Here is a 15,297-nt window from a genome sequence, read left to right on the forward strand (position 1 = left end):
ACGTTAAAATGGCCGTTCCGCTGAGCCCTGAGCGCCATTCTTCCGTCCCATGTACAAAGTCATCGCCACCGATCTCGACGGTACCCTGCTGAACAGCGACCACCAGCTCGATCCGTACACGATCGACACCGTCCGCCGGCTCGACCGCGACGGCCTGCAGTTCGTGATCGCCACCGGGCGCCATTACGCGGACGTCGCCGGCATTCGCGACGTGCTCGGCATCCGGCCGTACCTGATCACGTCGAACGGGGCACGCGTGCATGCGCCGGACGACACGACGATCCACGCGCAGGACATCGATCCGGCGATCGTCCGCGGCCTCGTGCAGCCAGGCGTCGTCGGCGCGCATGGCCGCGTGATCGTCAACCTGTTCACCGACGAGGGCTGGCTGATCGACCGCGATGCGCCGCACCTGCTCGAATTCCACCAGGATTCGGGCTTCCGCTACGACGTGATCGACATGGCCGCGCACGACGGCACGGATATCGCGAAGGTGCTGTACATCGGCGATCCGGCCGATCTGGCGGTCGTCGCCGAGCAGATGCGCGTGCGTTTCGGCGATGCGCTTTACGTCACGTACTCGCTGCCCGACTGCCTCGAAGTGATGACCGCGAACGTGTCGAAGGGCCGCGCGCTGCGCTCGGTGCTCGCGCGGCTCGGCGTCGACACCGGCCACTGCATCGCGTTCGGCGACAACATGAACGATATCGATCTGCTCGAAACCGCCGGCCACGCGTTCATGATGAACAACGCGAACCCCGACCTTATCGCGCGGCTGCCGCACATCCCGCGGATCGGCAACAACTTCGACGCGGGCGTCGCCCGCCACCTGCGCACGCTGTTCTCGCTCGAAGGCAACGTCGCCGCATCCTGAGCATCCTGCCGGGGCGGAAATGAAAAACGGGCGCCAGTGGCGCCCGTCGAAATTGCCTGCCTCGTCTTCTTGGACAGCGTGAGGCTCGCTGCTCTGCTCGCTTGACCCCGTAGTGATTTATTCGATTGTGCGAGCTGATACCGGCAGCAGGTCGACGGCGTTGTCACGCCCCGCGACCAGCGGGTAGATGATCCCGGCGAGTGCCGCGCCGATGATCGGCGCCACCCAGAACAGCCAGAGCTGGCCGATTGCTTCGCCGCCCACGAACAGGGCGGGGCCGGTCGAGCGGGCCGGGTTCACCGACGTATTGGTGACCGGGATCGAGATCAGGTGAATCAGCGTCAGGCAGAGGCCGATCGCGATCGGCGCAAAGCCGGCCGGTGCGCGCTTGTCGGTGGCGCCCAGGATCACGAACAGGAAGAAGCCTGTCATCACGACTTCGCAAATGAACGCCGCGCCGAGTGCGTAGTGGCCGGGCGAGCGCTCGTCGAAGCCGTTCGTCGCAAAGCCGCTGCCAACGACGTCGAAGCCCGGCTTGCCGGTCGCGATCAGGTACAGCACGAATGCGCCGAGCGTCGCACCGACCACCTGCGCGACGATGTACGGCACGAGATCGCGTACGGGGAAGCGGCCGGCGACCGTCAGGCCGACGCTCACCGCCGGATTCAGGTGGCAGCCCGAAATATGGCCAATTGCGAATGCCATCGTCAGCACAGTCAGGCCGAAGGCAAGTGCGACGCCGGCAAAGCCGATGCCGAGGCCCGGAAAGGCGGCGGCCAGCACGGCGCTTCCGCACCCGCCGAGCACCAGCCAGAACGTGCCGAATACCTCTGCAGCGAGACGCTGAGAAAGATTCATGTAAGGACCTCGTTCAAGTGGATTGAAGACAACCGGACGACACGACGGATTTAAACCATCACCGGAATTGGTCTGGATTATAGGAAATGAATCGGGTCGGGGAGGGTCAACGATTGTTAAATTTGAATGGCTGACGAATGCCTTTTATTAGAATAAGTCCGCATTCTCGATATAGTCGAATTGGTTAAAGATGACAGCATTTATTACGAAGGGTAGGGCGGCAGTGCGGATGGCGTAACGGATGTTGGTGTCCCGGCCGGATTCGCCGGGGCCGCATCATCGAAAAGGGGAGTCGAAAAATGTCTCAATACGCGAAGCTCAAGGCGCAGATCGCCGATCTGCAGGCCCAGGCGGACGATGTGCGCCGCCAGGAAGTGGCGGCGGTGATTGCCGAAGTCCAGCAAAAGATTGCCGAATATGGGCTGACTGCCCAGGATCTGGGCTTCGCGGAGCGAGCGAAGCGCGGGCGCCCGCCGAAGAAGGCGCCACTGCCGCCGAAATACCGCGATCCGAAGTCGGGCGCGACCTGGAGCGGGCGCGGCAAACCGCCGAATTGGATCGTCGGTAAAAATCGCGATCGTTTCCTGATCGAATGACCGGAAACCCAAGCAAAAGAGCCGCATCGAGATGCGGCTCTTTTGTTTTGCGCGCCGATTTCGGCGCGACTTTGATTACGGAATATTTCCTCGCGGATTTCCGTATCAGGCGCCGGCGACCCGGCGCAATGCCGGCTGCCGGGTTCTCGTGCAAAGCGATTCGTAAGTTTCGACATAACGCTGCGCCATGGCCTTCGAGCTGAAGCGCGTGTCGAAACGTTCGCGGATGGCGGTGCGCGACAGGCTGTCGATCCGGTGCAGCGCGCCGACCGCGCCCTGCACGTCCTCGACGATGAAGCCGGTCACACCGTCCTCGATCACTTCCGGCACGGAGCCGCGGTTGAACGCGACGACCGGCGTGCCGCAGGCCATCGCCTCGATCATCACGAGGCCGAACGGCTCCGGCCAGTCGATCGGGAACAGCAGCGCCTTCGCGCCGGACAGGAACGCGGGCTTTTGCGCCTCGTTGATCTCGCCGATGAATTCGACGTGCGCCTGGTCGAGCAGCGGCTCGATCACTTCCTTGAAATAGTCGGCGTCGGCCTTGTCGACCTTCGCGGCGATCTTCAGCGGCAGCCCGCTTTGCGCGGCGATCCGGATCGCGGTGTCGACGCGCTTTTCCGGGCAGATCCGGCCGAGGAACGCAAGGTATTCGGGCTTCACGCCCGGCTGCGGCGTGAGCAGCGTGTCGGGCAGCCCGTGGTACACGGTGCCGGCCCATGCGGCCTGCGGCAGCGGCTTGCGCTGGTTGTTCGAGATCGACACGACCGGCGCGTCCGGAAATGCATCGAACACAGGCTGCAGCTCCGGCAGGTCGAGGCGGCCGTGCAGCGTGGTCACGTACGGCGTGTCGAGGCGCGACATCAGCGGGAACGGCAGGTAGTCGAGGTGGAAGTGCAGCACGTCGAATTCATGCGCGACCCGGGCGACCTGTTCGAGGAGGCGCATATGGGGCGCCATCGAATCGCGGATCGACGGGTCGAGCCGCAGCGCGCGCGGCCACGCCGCCTCGAGACGGGCCGACGTGACGGAGTCGCCGCTGGCGAACAGCGTCACGTCGTGGCCGAGTTCGACGAGCGCCTCGGTGAGGTAGGACACGACACGCTCGGTGCCGCCGTAGAGTTTCGGCGGAACGGCTTCGTAAAGCGGCGCGATCTGGGCAATTCGCATGGGTGTTCTCCTGTTTCGATCCGAGGGCGCGGTGGCGCCGATGCGGATTCCGTGCAACGTTGCGGAACTCGCCGACGTACGCGGTTGGCGGTACGTGGCCGGGCCCTGGGCGGGGTGCGCGGGGCGCCGGACGGCAAGCTGCGGGGCGGGCCGGCACGGCTCGCGCCGCCGCCCATTGGAGTCCATTATCGATATCGCCCTGCGGGGTTCGAGTGTTTTTTCAAACACTTAAGGCTTGTTACACGCTGAAATACGCGAAAACCCCGATAAAAAGGGTACGGAATCATGAATCGAGATAGCCGCAACTATTGTTGCGCTATCGTGAAAAACCACTATAATTTTTACCGATCCGATTGTCGGCGGCCTTTGCCGGCAAGCCTTCCGCTATCGCGCGGAGGCCATCGGATCCGTCGCAGCCGAATCCGCGCTGCCGCTCGCTTCCCCAATTGCCGCTTTCAATTCGCCTTGTCGGAAAAATTCCTACACGGTTTACAGACAAATCCTGCGCGGCATACGCCACTTCGCTGATACCGGCATAAATGCCGTTTGGCCAAAATTCGCCCTGTAAGACTATAAACGAGCCGACTGCGCGCCAACAGCGCCCTGATCGAGCAAACGTTTTCATAACATGAATGGCCAAAGCAAAGCTCTTTAACGGGGGAATCATGAGCGCTACCAGCGAAATGCTCAGTGAGATCAAAGAGGTCAACCTGTCGTACCTCCTCCTCGCGCAACGCCTGCTGCGGGAAGACAAGGCGATGGGCATGTTCCGCATGGGTATTTCCCAGGAACTTGCCGACGTGCTCGCCAACCTCACGCTCGCACAGACCGTGAAGCTGGCCGCGTCGAACCAGATGCTGTGCCGCTTCCGCTTCGATGATCACGCGCTGCTGTCGTCGCTCGCCGACAAGGGCCGCAGCGATGTCGTCGCGCATGCCCACTCGGCCATCCTGATGGCCGGGCAGCAGGTCGAAAGCGTCCGCTGATCCATCCCGCCTTGCGACTGTCCCGGCGTGCCGCGCCGGCCGGCAGCGTATTGGCCATCCATCCGAATAACGTCACGCGGACGGTTATCACCATGGCAAGCAAAAGCGTCGTGATCGAGGTGAAGGAAATCACCCTCGCCATCGAACTGATCGAACTGGGCGCCCGGCTGCAGCTGCTGGAAGCGGAGACGAGCCTGTCGCGGGATCGTCTGATCAAGCTGTACAAGGAACTGAAGGGCGTGTCGCCGCCGAAGGGGATGCTGCCGTTCTCGACCGACTGGTTCATGACGTGGCAGCCGAACATCCATTCGTCGCTGTTCTACAACATCTACCGGTTCATGCAGGACCACGGCCGCTGCGAGCCGATCCAGTCGATCGTGAAGGCGTATCGGCTCTACCAGGAGCACGTGAACCTGTCCGGCGACGAGGCCGCGCTGAGCCTCACCCGTGCATGGACGCTCGTGCGCTTCTTCGATTCGGGGATGCTGCAGATGACCTCGTGCACGCGCTGCGGCGGCCATTTCGTCGCGCATGCGCATGATCCACATCAAGGTTTCGTCTGCGGCCTCTGCCAGCCGCCGTCGCGCGCGGGCAAGACCCGCAAGGCCGCCGCCGCGCGCGCCGAACTGGCCGCCGCCGCGGCCTGAGCGCCGGGTCGGGCAGGGCCGGGCAGGGCGCGAGCAGCCGCGCCGGGCGGCCCGAATCGTCTGCGAATTGCTGGTAAACACCGTCGGGCCGCCGCCGGGCGGCCGCGAAAGTTTTCCTGCCGACTGCCGTAAACCTGTTTAACGGCGGTCTCCCCGCCGGTCATTCGTGAGGGACAGGCAGTGCTGATTATCGTGGGAACACTCGTGACGCTGTTGTCCGTCTTCGGCGGTTATGCGCTGGCAGGCGGGCATCTGGGCGCCTTGATCCAGCCCGTCGAGATCCTGATGATCGTGGGCGCCGGTGTCGGCGCGTTCATCCTCGGCAATGGCGGCAAGACCATCAAGGCCACGCTGCGCGTGCTGCCGACGCTCTTCAAGGGCTCGAAATACACGAAGGATGTCTACATGGAGCTGATGGCGCTTCTTTACGTGCTGCTCGCGAAGGCACGCAAGGAAGGCACGCTCACGCTCGAGGCCGACATCGACGATCCGGAAAAGAGCCCGATCTTCACGCAATACCCGAAGATCCTCGCCGATCACCACATCGTCGAATTCCTGACCGACTACCTGCGCCTGATGGTGGGCGGCAACATGAACGCGTTCGAGATCGAAAGCCTGATGGACGAGGAGATCGAGACGCACCACGCGGAAGGCGAAGGCCCCGCGCACGCGCTGATGCGGGTCGGCGACGCGATGCCGGCGTTCGGCATCGTCGCGGCCGTGATGGGCGTCGTGCACACGATGGCATCCGCCGACAAGCCGCCCGCGGTGCTCGGCGCGATGATCGCGCAGGCGCTGGTCGGCACGTTCCTCGGGATCCTGCTGTCGTACGGGCTGATCGGGCCGCTCGCGAGCCTCGCGGAGCAGCGCGTCGCCGAATCGACCAAGATGTTCCAGTGCATCAAGGTGACGATCCTCGCGACGCTGAACGGTTATGCGCCGGCCATTGCGGTCGAGTTCGGCCGCAAGGTGCTGTTCTCGACCGAGCGGCCGTCGTTTTCCGAGCTCGAAGAGCACGTGCGCCGCGTGAAGGCGAAGTGACGCGGAGCGACCGATGAGCAAGAGCAAGGACCGCGCAATCGTCGTCAAGCGGGTGGCCCCGGCGAAGAAGGGCCACCACGGCGGCGCATGGAAGCTCGCGTATGCGGACTTCATGACCGCGATGATGGCGTTCTTCCTGCTGATGTGGCTGCTGAGCTCGGTCACGCCGGTGCAGCTGAAGGGGATCGCCGAATACTTCAACACGCCGCTGAAGGCCGCGCTGTTCGGCAGCGGCGACCGCAGCTCGCAGGATTCCAGCATCATCAACGGCGGCGGCCGCGACCTGTCGAGCGTCGACGCCGGCACGCTGCGCCGCACCGACGGCACGACGCAGCTCGCCGAACGCCTCGCGAAGATGGGCGACGAGCATTCCCGGTCGCAGGCGCAGACCGCGCAGGCCGCTCAGGACCGGCTCGAGCAGGCGCGCCTGCACGACCTGCAGATCAAGCTGATGGCCGCGATCGAGGCCAACCCGACGCTGCGCCAGTTCAAGCAGCAGATCCGCATCGACTCCACGCTGATGGGGCTGCGCATCGAGATCGTCGATTCGCAGAAGCGGCCGATGTTCGCGATGTCGAGCGACCACGTCGAGCCGTACATGCGCGACATCCTGCGCGAGATCGGCAAGACGCTGAACGACGTGCCGAACCGGATCATCGTCCAGGGCCACACCGACGCCGTGCCGTACGCGGGCGGCGAGGGCGGTTACAGCAACTGGGAGCTGTCGGCCGACCGCGCGAACGCGTCGCGCCGCGAGCTGATCGCGGGCGGCATGGGCGAGGCGAAGGTGCTGCGCGTGCTCGGCCTCGCGTCGACGCAGAACCTGAACAAGGCCGACCCGCTCGATCCGGAAAACCGCCGGATCAGCGTGATCGTGCTGAACCGCAAATCCGAAGAGGCGCTGATGCGCGACGATGCGACGACCACGACGCTGTCGGCCGATGCGGCCGGCTCGCAGCAGCTCGCGCAGCAGCTGGCCGGCCCGGCGCCGGCCGTGCGCCCGGCGCTCGCCGCGTCCGCCGTCGCCGTGCCGAAACCCTGACGTTTACGAGATTCCGAGACAGACATGATCCGAACCATTCTCGCCATCGACGACTCCGCGACCATGCGTGCGCTGCTCCAGGCAACGCTGGCGCAGGCCGGGTACGACGTGACGGTGGCGCCGGACGGCGAGGCCGGCTTCGACCTGGCGGCCACCGTGCCGTACGACCTGGTGCTGACCGACCAGAACATGCCGCGCAAGAGCGGGCTCGAAGTGATCGCCGCGCTGCGCAAGCTGACCGCCTACACGGAAACGCCGATCCTCGTGCTGACGACGGAAGGCAGCGACGCATTCAAGGACGCCGCGCGCGACGCGGGCGCGACCGGCTGGATCGAGAAGCCGATCGACCCCGCCGTGCTGGTCGACCTGGTCGCGACGCTGTCCGAGCCGGCCGCTTCCTGACATTCACGCGACGCATTCAACCCGGGACCGGGCATGACTCTCGACATCACTCAGTTCTACCAGACATTTTTCGACGAAGCGGACGAGCTGCTCGCGCAGATGGAGCAGTTGCTGCTGAACCTCGACGTCGGCTCGCCCGACCCCGAGGATCTGGCCGCGATCTTCCGCGCCGCGCATTCGATCAAGGGCGGCGCGGCGACGTTCGGCTTTTCCGCGCTGACCGATACGACGCACATCCTCGAATCGCTGCTCGACCGCGCGCGCAACCATGAGCTGACGCTGACCAAGGAAATGGTCGACGCGTTCCTCGAGACCAAGGACGTGCTGTCCGACCAGCTCGTCGACTACCGCGCGAGCGCCGAACCGGACGCGGCAGCCGCCGCGACGATCTGCGCGAAGCTCGAGCGGCTGAAGGTCGAGAGCGGTGCGGGTACGCCGGCGGCCGCCGCGGCTGCGCCCGCGGCGCCGGTCGCTGCCGTCGTCGCACCGGCTGCTTTGGTCGCGGAACCGGCTGCCAGCGACGATCGCGCGCCCGACCACGTGGTCGAGCAGGCCGTCGCGGCTGCGCATCCGGCGGCCGACGCAGGCGATGGCGAAGGCGGCCCGCACCTGAAGATCACGCTCGTGGGCGTCGATGCGAAGGATCGCGAACTGCTCACCGAAGAACTCGGCAACCTCGGCCGGATCGTGGGCCGCGAGGAAGTCGGCGCCGACCTGACGCTGTGGGTCGAATCGGACGTGCCGTCCGACGACATCGTCGCCGTGTGCTGCTTCGTGATCGACGAAAGTCAGATCCGCGTCGGGCGTGGCACGGCGCCGGCCGCGCCGGCTGCCGCGCAGGACGCCGCAGCACCGGCTGCAGCACCGGCCGCCGCTGCGCAACCGGTGCGCGCCGAGGTATTCGCGCCGCAGGCCGCGGCACCGCAACCGGCCGCACCGGCGCCGGCGCCCGCCGAGCCGGCAGCCGCCGCCACGCAACCGCAGCAACCGCAGCCCGCCCAAGCACACACCGACCACGCACCGCAGGCCGCCGCGCATCACGACGACAAGCGCGCGCGCCCGGCCGCCGCGGCCGCATCGGGCGCCGAAGGCAGCTCGATCCGTGTCGGCGTCGAGAAGGTCGACCAGCTGATCAACCTGGTCGGCGAGCTCGTGATCACGCAGGCAATGCTCGCGGAAACCGCGAGCGCGTTCGATCCGGCGCTGCACGACCGCCTGTTCAACGGGATGGCGCAGCTCGAGCGCAACGCGCGCGACCTGCAGGAAGCCGTGATGTCGATCCGCATGATGCCGATGGACTACGTGTTCAGCCGCTTCCCGCGGCTCGTGCGAGACCTCGCCGGCAAGCTCGGCAAGCAGGTCGAGCTCGTCACGTTCGGCCAGGCGACCGAGCTCGACAAGAGCCTGATCGAACGGATCATCGATCCGCTCACGCACCTCGTGCGCAACAGCCTCGACCACGGGATCGAAACCGTCGACAAGCGCGTCGCCGCCGGCAAGGACGCGGTCGGCCAGTTGGTGCTGTCGGCCGCGCATCACGGCGGCAACATCGTGATCGAGGTGAGCGACGACGGCGCGGGCCTGAACCGCGAGCGGATCCTCGCGAAGGCCGCGAAGCAGGGCATGCAGGTGTCCGACAACATCAGCGACGACGAAGTCTGGCAGCTGATCTTCGCGCCGGGCTTCTCGACTGCCGAGACGGTGACCGACGTGTCGGGCCGCGGCGTCGGGATGGACGTCGTGAAGCGCAACATCCAGTCGATGGGCGGCCATGTCGAGATCACGTCGCAGGCCGGCCGCGGCACGACCACGCGGATCGTGCTGCCGCTGACGCTCGCGATCCTCGACGGGATGTCGGTGAAGGTCGGCAACGAGATCTTCATCCTGCCGCTGAACTTCGTGATGGAGTCGCTGCAGCCGTCGAACGACGACATCTACACGGTCGGCAACGGCGAACGCGTGGTGCGCGTGCGCGGCGAATACCTGCCGCTCGTCGCATTGCACGAAGTGTTCTCGGTCGAGGACGCGCGCACCGACCCGACCCAGGGGATCGTCACGATCATGGAAACCGAGGGGCGCCGCTTCGCGATGCTGATCGACGAACTGGTCGGCCAGCAGCAGGTGGTCGTGAAGAACCTCGAAACCAACTACCGCAAGGTGCACGGCATCTCGGCGGCAACCATCCTCGGCGACGGCAGCGTCGCGCTGATCGTCGACGTCGCGGCGCTGAACCGCGAAACCCGTGCGACGCACGGCGCCCGTGCCGGCGCCGAGCTCGCGATGTTCTGATGTCTCTCGCCATTCAACCGATTGGGGGCAAACGTGTCTGCTGAAGTCCAAATGATCAATCCGGCCGCGGCGAACGCGGCGACGAGCCGCCGCGACGCGGCGCAAGGCGATGCGGCGGGACAGGAATTCCTCGTGTTCACGCTCGGCGACGAGGAATACGGGATCGACATCCTGAAGGTGCAGGAAATCCGCGGCTACGACAGCGTCACGCGCATCGCGAACGCGCCGGAATTCATCAAGGGCGTGATCAACCTGCGCGGGATCATCGTGCCGATCGTCGACATGCGGATCAAGTTCCATCTCGGCCGCGTCGAGTACGACCACCAGACCGTCGTGATCATCCTGAACGTCGCGCATCGCGTGGTCGGGATGGTGGTCGACGGCGTGTCGGACGTGCTGACGCTGCAGACCGACCAGATCATGCCGGCGCCGGAATTCGGCGCGACGCTGACGACCGAGTACCTGACGGGCCTCGGCACGGTCGACGGCCGGATGCTGATCCTGATGGACATCGAGAAGCTGATGTCGAGCCGTGAAATGGCGCTGATCGAGACGCTCGGCGGGTAAGTGCGCCGCGCGCGCAGGAATTTCGGGAGAATCTGCAATGTTGCATAACTGGTCGATCCGCACGACGCTCACGGCGGTCGGACTCATTCTCGTGGCGCTGGCCGCAGCCGTCGGCGGGCTCGGCCTGTACGCGCTGAATCACGCGAGCCGCTCGCTCGACGAGATCGCGCACGTCGACCTGCCGGCGATCCATACGCTCGACGACACGTCGTCGTACCTGCTGCGCGCGCGCGTGTCGCTCGACCGCTTCCGTTCGCTGACGGAAGCGGGCAACACGGCCGACGCGGCCAAGGTGCTCGACCGTGCGCAGGAGCTGTATGCGAAGTCGAACCAGAACTGGCAGGCGTTCCAGTCGACGCCGAAGTTCGGCGTCGAGCAGGCGCTCGTCGACGAACTGGCCGCTCGCTACACGACGATCGTGAAGGAAGGCGTCGAGCCCGAGTTCGCGGCCGCGCGCGCGGGCGACATGGCCGCGTACCACGCGGTGGCCGATACCAAGATCAGCCCGATGTTCGTCGCGTACGACCAGGCCGCGGCAGCCGTGGTCGCGTCGCTGCAGAAGCGCGCGGAAGATCGCCAGGCCGCGACGCAATCGCAGATCTCGCTGATGATCGGGCTGATCGCGGCCGGCATCGCGATCGCGTTCGTCGTCGTGATCGCGATCCGCTTCGCGATGCGCGGGCTGATCGTGCAGCCGCTGGAAGACGCAATCGCGCACTTCGAGCGCATCGCCGGCGGCGACCTCACGCAGCCGGTCAACGTGTTCAGCACGAACGAGATCGGCCGCCTGTTCGGCGGCATCAAGCGGATGCAGGACGCCGTCACGACGATGGTGCAGGCCGTCCATCGCGGCACCGAGTCGATCGACGTCGGCGCGCGCGAGATCGCGACCGGCAACATCGACCTGTCGCAGCGTACCGAGGAGCAGGCCGCGTCGCTGCAGGAAACCGCGTCGAGCATGGAGCAGCTGACGGGCACCGTGCGCCAGAACGCGGAGAACGCGCGGCAGGCCAGCCAGCTCGCGGTGAACGCATCGGACATCGCGACGCAGGGCGGCGACGTGGTCGGCCAGGTCGTGTCGACGATGCAGGACATCGCGGCGAGCTCGGGCAAGGTCGTCGACATCATCGGCACGATCGAAGGCATCGCGTTCCAGACCAACATCCTCGCGCTGAACGCGGCGGTCGAAGCCGCCCGCGCGGGCGAACAGGGCCGCGGCTTCGCGGTGGTCGCGGGTGAAGTGCGCTCGCTTGCGCAGCGCAGCGCGAGTGCCGCGAAGGAAATCAAGCAGCTGATCGGCGATTCGGCCGAGAAGGTCGAAAGCGGGTCGGCGCTCGTGTCGCGCGCCGGCTCGACGATGGACGAGATCGTGCAGGCCGTGCGCCGCGTGACCGACATCATGGGCGAGATCAGCGCCGCGTCGGACGAGCAGTCGACCGGCATCGAGCAGGTCAACCGCGCGGTCGGCCAGATGGATTCGGTCACGCAGCAGAACGCGGCGCTCGTCGAGCAGGCGGCCGCCGCGGCCGCGTCGCTCGAGGAGCAGACGCGCCAGATGAAGGCGATCGTGTCGGGCTGGCGCGTGATGGGCGGCATCGTGCTCGCGCCGTCGCGCGGTGTGGCGCGGCCGGTTGCGCGTGAGCCGGCGGCCGTGCCGGCGCTGACGTCCGAGCCGCGTTTCGACGCAGCGCCGGCCGCCGCGCTGCCGTCCCCGCAGGCCGCCGCACAACCGGCACGGCGCGCCGCGCCGGCGCCGCGTACCGCCGCTGCGGCTGCCGCTGCATCGGGCACGGGTCACGAACCGAAGCGCGCGGCCGATGCCGGCGCGCACGCGCAGAAGGATGCACCGGCTTCCCGCGGCACGGCTGCGGGCGGCTACGGGCCGCGTCTCGCGAAAACCGCCGCACCGGCCGACAAGCCGGCCGCGAAGCCTGCGCTCGTGCGCCCGGCGCTGAACGGCGAGAAGCCGGCGGCGGCCACGGCCGGCACGTCCGACGACGACTGGGAGACCTTCTAAACCATGCCGCACGCGCGCGCGCAGTTTCGACCCGATGCACCGGATGCCTCGCCTCGCGCGGGCGAGCCGGGGCGCGACTTCGCGTTCACGGGCGCGGATTTCGCACGCATTCGCGCGCTGATCCACCAACGCGCGGGGATCTCGCTGTCCGAGCACAAGCGCGACATGGCGTACAGCCGTCTCGCGCGGCGCTTGCGGGCACGCGGCCTCGACACGTTCCGCGACTACCTCGACCTGCTCGAGCAGGAAAACGATCCGCTCGAGTGGGAAGCGTTCACCAATGCGCTGACGACGAACCTGACCGCGTTCTTCCGCGAGTCGCACCACTTCCCGATCCTGTCGGATTTCGTGAAGGGGCGCCCGGCACCGGTATCGGTCTGGTGCTCGGCGGCGTCGACCGGCGAGGAGCCTTACTCGATCGCGATCACGCTGATCGAGGCGCTCGGCGAATCGGCCGCGCGCGGCGCGTCGATCCTCGCGACCGACCTCGACACGCAGGTGCTCGCGAAGGCGGAAGCCGGCATCTACACGTATGACCAGGTCAAGCACCTGGCACCCGAGCGGCTGAAGCGCTTCTTCCTGAAGGGCACGGGCGCGCAGGCCGGCCGCGTGAAGGTGCGCCCCGAGCTGCGCGCGATGATCCGCTTCGAGCAGCTGAACCTGACCGATGCGGATTACGGGATCGCGAAGCCGTTCGACGCGATCTTCTGCCGCAACGTGATGATCTATTTCGACAAGCCGACGCAGGGGCAGGTGCTGTCGCGCTTCGAGCCGCTCGTGAAGCCGGGCGGGCTGCTGTTCGCCGGCCATTCGGAAAACTTCACGTATGTCACGCAGGCGTTCCGGCTGCGCGGGCAGACGGTGTACGAACTGACGCGCGACGCCGCGCAGGGCACGCGGCTGCGTGGCGCGCAGGCGCCCGCGATGCCGTCTCCCGTGCGCGTGCATGCCGCGGGCGCCGCATCAGCTCCTGGAGCGCGCAGATGAGCGCCCTGCCGATCGCAACCAATCGCTACTTCGACAACCACTTCGGCCGTCCCGGCGTGAAGCTGTTGCCGAACGAGTTCTACACGACGTCCGAGGACATGGTGCTGATGACCGTGCTCGGCTCGTGCGTCGCCGCGTGCCTGCACGACCCGTACGCGGGCATCGGCGGGATGAACCATTTCATGCTGCCGGACGACGGCGCCGATCCGGGCGCGGCCGCGTCGGAATCGATGCGCTACGGCGCGTATGCGATGGAAGTGCTGATCAACGAGATGATCAAGGCCGGCGGGCGCCGCGAACGCTTCGAGGCGAAGGTGTTCGGGGGCGCTGCCGTGCTGGCCGGGATGACGACGATCAACATCGGCGACCGCAACGCGGATTTCGTGCGCCGCTACCTGGCGCTCGAACGCATCCGCATCACGGCGGAAGACCTGCAGGGCGTGCACCCGCGCAAGGTCGCGTTCATGCCGAACAGCGGGCGCGCGATGGTGAAGAAGCTGCGGCTGCAGGTGCCGGGCGTCACCGAGCGCGAAGCCGCGCTCGCCCGCGAGGCCGATCGCGCCCGCGCCGCACGGCCGCGTCCGCAGGTCGAGCTGTTCGCGGCGAAGCGTCCGGCCCCGCCGCAGCCGGCTCGGCCGCGCATCGAGCTGTTCGGCGCGCGCAGCGCGGCGCCGGCCGGCGGCGTGCGGGCGGCGAATCTATCAAGAAAGCAGGAGGCATGACCGCAGTGCAGAAGATCAAAGTATTGTGCGTCGACGATTCGGCGCTGATCCGCAGCCTGATGACGGAGATCATCAACACGCAGCCCGACATGACGGTGTGCGCGACCGCGCCCGATCCGCTCGTCGCGCGCGAGCTCATCAAGCAGCACAACCCCGACGTGCTCACGCTCGACGTCGAAATGCCGCGCATGGACGGGCTCGACTTCCTCGAGAAGCTGATGCGCCTGCGGCCGATGCCGGTCGTGATGGTGTCGTCGCTGACCGAGCGCGGCTCGGAGATCACGCTGCGCGCGCTCGAACTCGGCGCGGTCGATTTCGTCACGAAGCCGCGCGTCGGGATTCGCGACGGGATGCTCGACTACGCGGAAAAGCTCGCCGACAAGATCCGCGCGGCATCCCGTGCGCGCGTGCGCCAGGCGCCGCAGCCGCAGGCCGTCGCGCGCGCGGCGGACAGCCATCCGGCCGCGCCGATGATCAACAACCCGCTCGTCAGTACCGAGAAGCTGATCATCATCGGCGCATCGACGGGCGGCACCGAGGCGATCCGCGAAGTGCTGACGCCGCTGCCGCCGGATGCGCCGGCCGTGCTGATCGCGCAGCACATGCCGCCCGGCTTCACGAAGTCGTTCGCGCAGCGGCTGAACGGCCTGTGCCGGATCGCGGTGAAGGAAGCGGAGCACGGCGAGCGCGTGCTGCCGGGCCACGCGTATATCGCGCCGGGCCACGCGCACCTGTTGCTTGCGAGAAGCGGGGCGAACTATATTGCGCAACTGTCGGACGAGCCGCCGGTGAACCGGCACCGCCCGTCGGTCGACGTGCTGTTCCGCTCGGCGGCGACGCACGCGGGCAAGAACGCGATCGGGGTGATCCTGACCGGGATGGGCCGCGACGGCGCGGCCGGCCTGCTGGAAATGAAACGCGCGGGCGCCCACACGTTCGCGCAGGATGAAGCAAGCTGCATCGTGTTCGGGATGCCGCGCGAGGCGATTGCGCTCGGCGGCGCGGACGAGATCGTGCCGCTCGCCGAGATGAGCCGACGCGTGATGGCGCGCCTGGCGACGATGGGCGACCGCGTGCAGCGCGTTTGAATGGAATGTCA

General features: G+C 66.9%; 15 protein-coding genes. 13 read left to right on the forward strand and 2 right to left on the reverse strand.

All coding sequences use genetic code 11. From position 1 onward, the window contains the following. The first annotated feature begins 49 nt into the window (after nucleotides 1-49). The gene (locus tag B7G54_RS24045) at nucleotides 50-874 is read left to right on the forward strand and encodes a Cof-type HAD-IIB family hydrolase (protein WP_085041337.1); all 825 of its coding nucleotides are present in this window, start codon (nucleotides 50-52) and stop codon (nucleotides 872-874) included. Nucleotides 875-991: 117 nt separating this feature from the next. Here B7G54_RS24045 and aqpZ read toward each other — a convergent pair whose 3' ends face one another. Then, nucleotides 992-1,732 carry an aquaporin Z gene (gene aqpZ, locus B7G54_RS24050; RefSeq protein WP_085041338.1) on the reverse strand — a complete coding sequence of 247 codons (741 nt, stop codon included), beginning with the start codon at nucleotides 1,730-1,732 and terminating at the stop codon, nucleotides 992-994. 299 nt (nucleotides 1,733-2,031) lie between these two features. Here aqpZ and B7G54_RS24055 point away from each other — a divergent pair, with 299 nt between their 5' ends. After that, complete coding sequence (locus B7G54_RS24055) at nucleotides 2,032-2,328, forward strand: H-NS histone family protein (protein WP_021162849.1); 297 nt, start codon at nucleotides 2,032-2,034, stop codon at nucleotides 2,326-2,328. A 105-nt stretch (nucleotides 2,329-2,433) separates the two neighbouring features. On the opposite strand, the gene B7G54_RS24060 is transcribed toward B7G54_RS24055, so the two are convergent. Further along, nucleotides 2,434-3,498 carry a glycosyltransferase family 4 protein gene (locus B7G54_RS24060; protein ID WP_085041339.1) on the reverse strand — a complete coding sequence of 355 codons (1,065 nt, stop codon included), beginning with the start codon at nucleotides 3,496-3,498 and terminating at the stop codon, nucleotides 2,434-2,436. A gap of 665 nt (nucleotides 3,499-4,163) precedes the next feature. Between B7G54_RS24060 and flhD the strand changes: the two genes are divergently transcribed. From flhD to B7G54_RS24120, 11 genes are all read left to right on the forward strand, one after another. Next, a complete protein-coding gene (flhD, locus tag B7G54_RS24070; protein WP_069746442.1) occupies nucleotides 4,164-4,484 on the forward strand; it encodes a flagellar transcriptional regulator FlhD in 321 nt (106 codons plus the stop codon). 92 nt (nucleotides 4,485-4,576) lie between these two features. Continuing rightward, nucleotides 4,577-5,131 carry a flagellar transcriptional regulator FlhC gene (gene flhC, locus B7G54_RS24075; RefSeq protein ID WP_085041341.1) on the forward strand — a complete coding sequence of 185 codons (555 nt, stop codon included), beginning with the start codon at nucleotides 4,577-4,579 and terminating at the stop codon, nucleotides 5,129-5,131. A gap of 180 nt (nucleotides 5,132-5,311) precedes the next feature. Continuing rightward, the gene (gene motA, locus B7G54_RS24080) at nucleotides 5,312-6,172 is read left to right on the forward strand and encodes a flagellar motor stator protein MotA (protein ID WP_011350592.1); all 861 of its coding nucleotides are present in this window, start codon (nucleotides 5,312-5,314) and stop codon (nucleotides 6,170-6,172) included. Between the two features lie 13 nt (nucleotides 6,173-6,185). After that, entirely contained in the window at nucleotides 6,186-7,214 is a 1,029-nt protein-coding gene (gene motB / locus B7G54_RS24085) for a flagellar motor protein MotB (protein ID WP_085041342.1), read from the forward strand. Nucleotides 7,215-7,238: 24 nt separating this feature from the next. Then, nucleotides 7,239-7,616, forward strand: coding sequence for a response regulator (locus tag B7G54_RS24090; protein WP_021164383.1), 378 nt, complete (start codon nucleotides 7,239-7,241; stop codon nucleotides 7,614-7,616). Between the two features lie 33 nt (nucleotides 7,617-7,649). Beyond that, complete coding sequence (gene cheA / locus B7G54_RS24095) at nucleotides 7,650-9,905, forward strand: chemotaxis protein CheA (protein ID WP_085041343.1); 2,256 nt, start codon at nucleotides 7,650-7,652, stop codon at nucleotides 9,903-9,905. 51 nt (nucleotides 9,906-9,956) lie between these two features. Beyond that, nucleotides 9,957-10,472 (forward strand): chemotaxis protein CheW, encoded by a 516-nt coding sequence (gene cheW, locus B7G54_RS24100; protein WP_085041344.1) that lies wholly within the window; start codon nucleotides 9,957-9,959, stop codon nucleotides 10,470-10,472. A gap of 37 nt (nucleotides 10,473-10,509) precedes the next feature. Next, on the forward strand, nucleotides 10,510-12,489 hold the full coding sequence (locus tag B7G54_RS24105; RefSeq protein ID WP_085041345.1) for a methyl-accepting chemotaxis protein: 1,980 nt from the start codon (nucleotides 10,510-10,512) through the stop codon (nucleotides 12,487-12,489). Nucleotides 12,490-12,492: 3 nt separating this feature from the next. After that, the gene (locus B7G54_RS24110; protein ID WP_085041346.1) at nucleotides 12,493-13,476 is read left to right on the forward strand and encodes a CheR family methyltransferase; all 984 of its coding nucleotides are present in this window, start codon (nucleotides 12,493-12,495) and stop codon (nucleotides 13,474-13,476) included. After that, nucleotides 13,473-14,198, forward strand: coding sequence for a chemoreceptor glutamine deamidase CheD (gene cheD, locus B7G54_RS24115; RefSeq protein WP_085041347.1), 726 nt, complete (start codon nucleotides 13,473-13,475; stop codon nucleotides 14,196-14,198). Before B7G54_RS24110 ends, cheD begins: the two co-directional genes overlap by 4 nt. Then, nucleotides 14,195-15,286: a protein-glutamate methylesterase/protein-glutamine glutaminase gene (locus tag B7G54_RS24120; protein WP_085041348.1), complete on the forward strand. Its 1,092-nt coding sequence runs from the start codon at nucleotides 14,195-14,197 to the stop codon at nucleotides 15,284-15,286. The genes cheD and B7G54_RS24120 overlap by 4 nt, the downstream gene beginning before the upstream one ends. The last annotated feature ends 11 nt before the right edge of the window (nucleotides 15,287-15,297 follow it).

The organism is Burkholderia puraquae (assembly GCF_002099195.1).
GTDB classification, from domain to species: Bacteria; Pseudomonadota; Gammaproteobacteria; order Burkholderiales; family Burkholderiaceae; genus Burkholderia; species Burkholderia puraquae.

Bases quoted from the DNA above. Each gene is read 5' to 3' on its own strand.
- cheD (WP_085041347.1), top strand. From the start codon at position 13,473: ATGAGCGCCCTGCCGATCGCAACCAATCGCTACTTCGACAACCACTTC.
- flhC (WP_085041341.1), top strand. From the start codon at position 4,577: ATGGCAAGCAAAAGCGTCGTGATCGAGGTGAAGGAAATCACCCTCGCC.
- cheA (WP_085041343.1), top strand. From the start codon at position 7,650: ATGACTCTCGACATCACTCAGTTCTACCAGACATTTTTCGACGAAGCG.
- B7G54_RS24060 (WP_085041339.1), bottom strand. From the start codon at position 3,498: ATGCGAATTGCCCAGATCGCGCCGCTTTACGAAGCCGTTCCGCCGAAA.
- motB (WP_085041342.1), top strand. From the start codon at position 6,186: ATGAGCAAGAGCAAGGACCGCGCAATCGTCGTCAAGCGGGTGGCCCCG.
- B7G54_RS24055 (WP_021162849.1), top strand. From the start codon at position 2,032: ATGTCTCAATACGCGAAGCTCAAGGCGCAGATCGCCGATCTGCAGGCC.
- B7G54_RS24045 (WP_085041337.1), top strand. From the start codon at position 50: ATGTACAAAGTCATCGCCACCGATCTCGACGGTACCCTGCTGAACAGC.
- B7G54_RS24120 (WP_085041348.1), top strand. From the start codon at position 14,195: ATGACCGCAGTGCAGAAGATCAAAGTATTGTGCGTCGACGATTCGGCG.
- aqpZ (WP_085041338.1), bottom strand. From the start codon at position 1,732: ATGAATCTTTCTCAGCGTCTCGCTGCAGAGGTATTCGGCACGTTCTGG.
- B7G54_RS24105 (WP_085041345.1), top strand. From the start codon at position 10,510: ATGTTGCATAACTGGTCGATCCGCACGACGCTCACGGCGGTCGGACTC.
- flhD (WP_069746442.1), top strand. From the start codon at position 4,164: ATGAGCGCTACCAGCGAAATGCTCAGTGAGATCAAAGAGGTCAACCTG.
- B7G54_RS24090 (WP_021164383.1), top strand. From the start codon at position 7,239: ATGATCCGAACCATTCTCGCCATCGACGACTCCGCGACCATGCGTGCG.
- cheW (WP_085041344.1), top strand. From the start codon at position 9,957: ATGATCAATCCGGCCGCGGCGAACGCGGCGACGAGCCGCCGCGACGCG.
- B7G54_RS24110 (WP_085041346.1), top strand. From the start codon at position 12,493: ATGCCGCACGCGCGCGCGCAGTTTCGACCCGATGCACCGGATGCCTCG.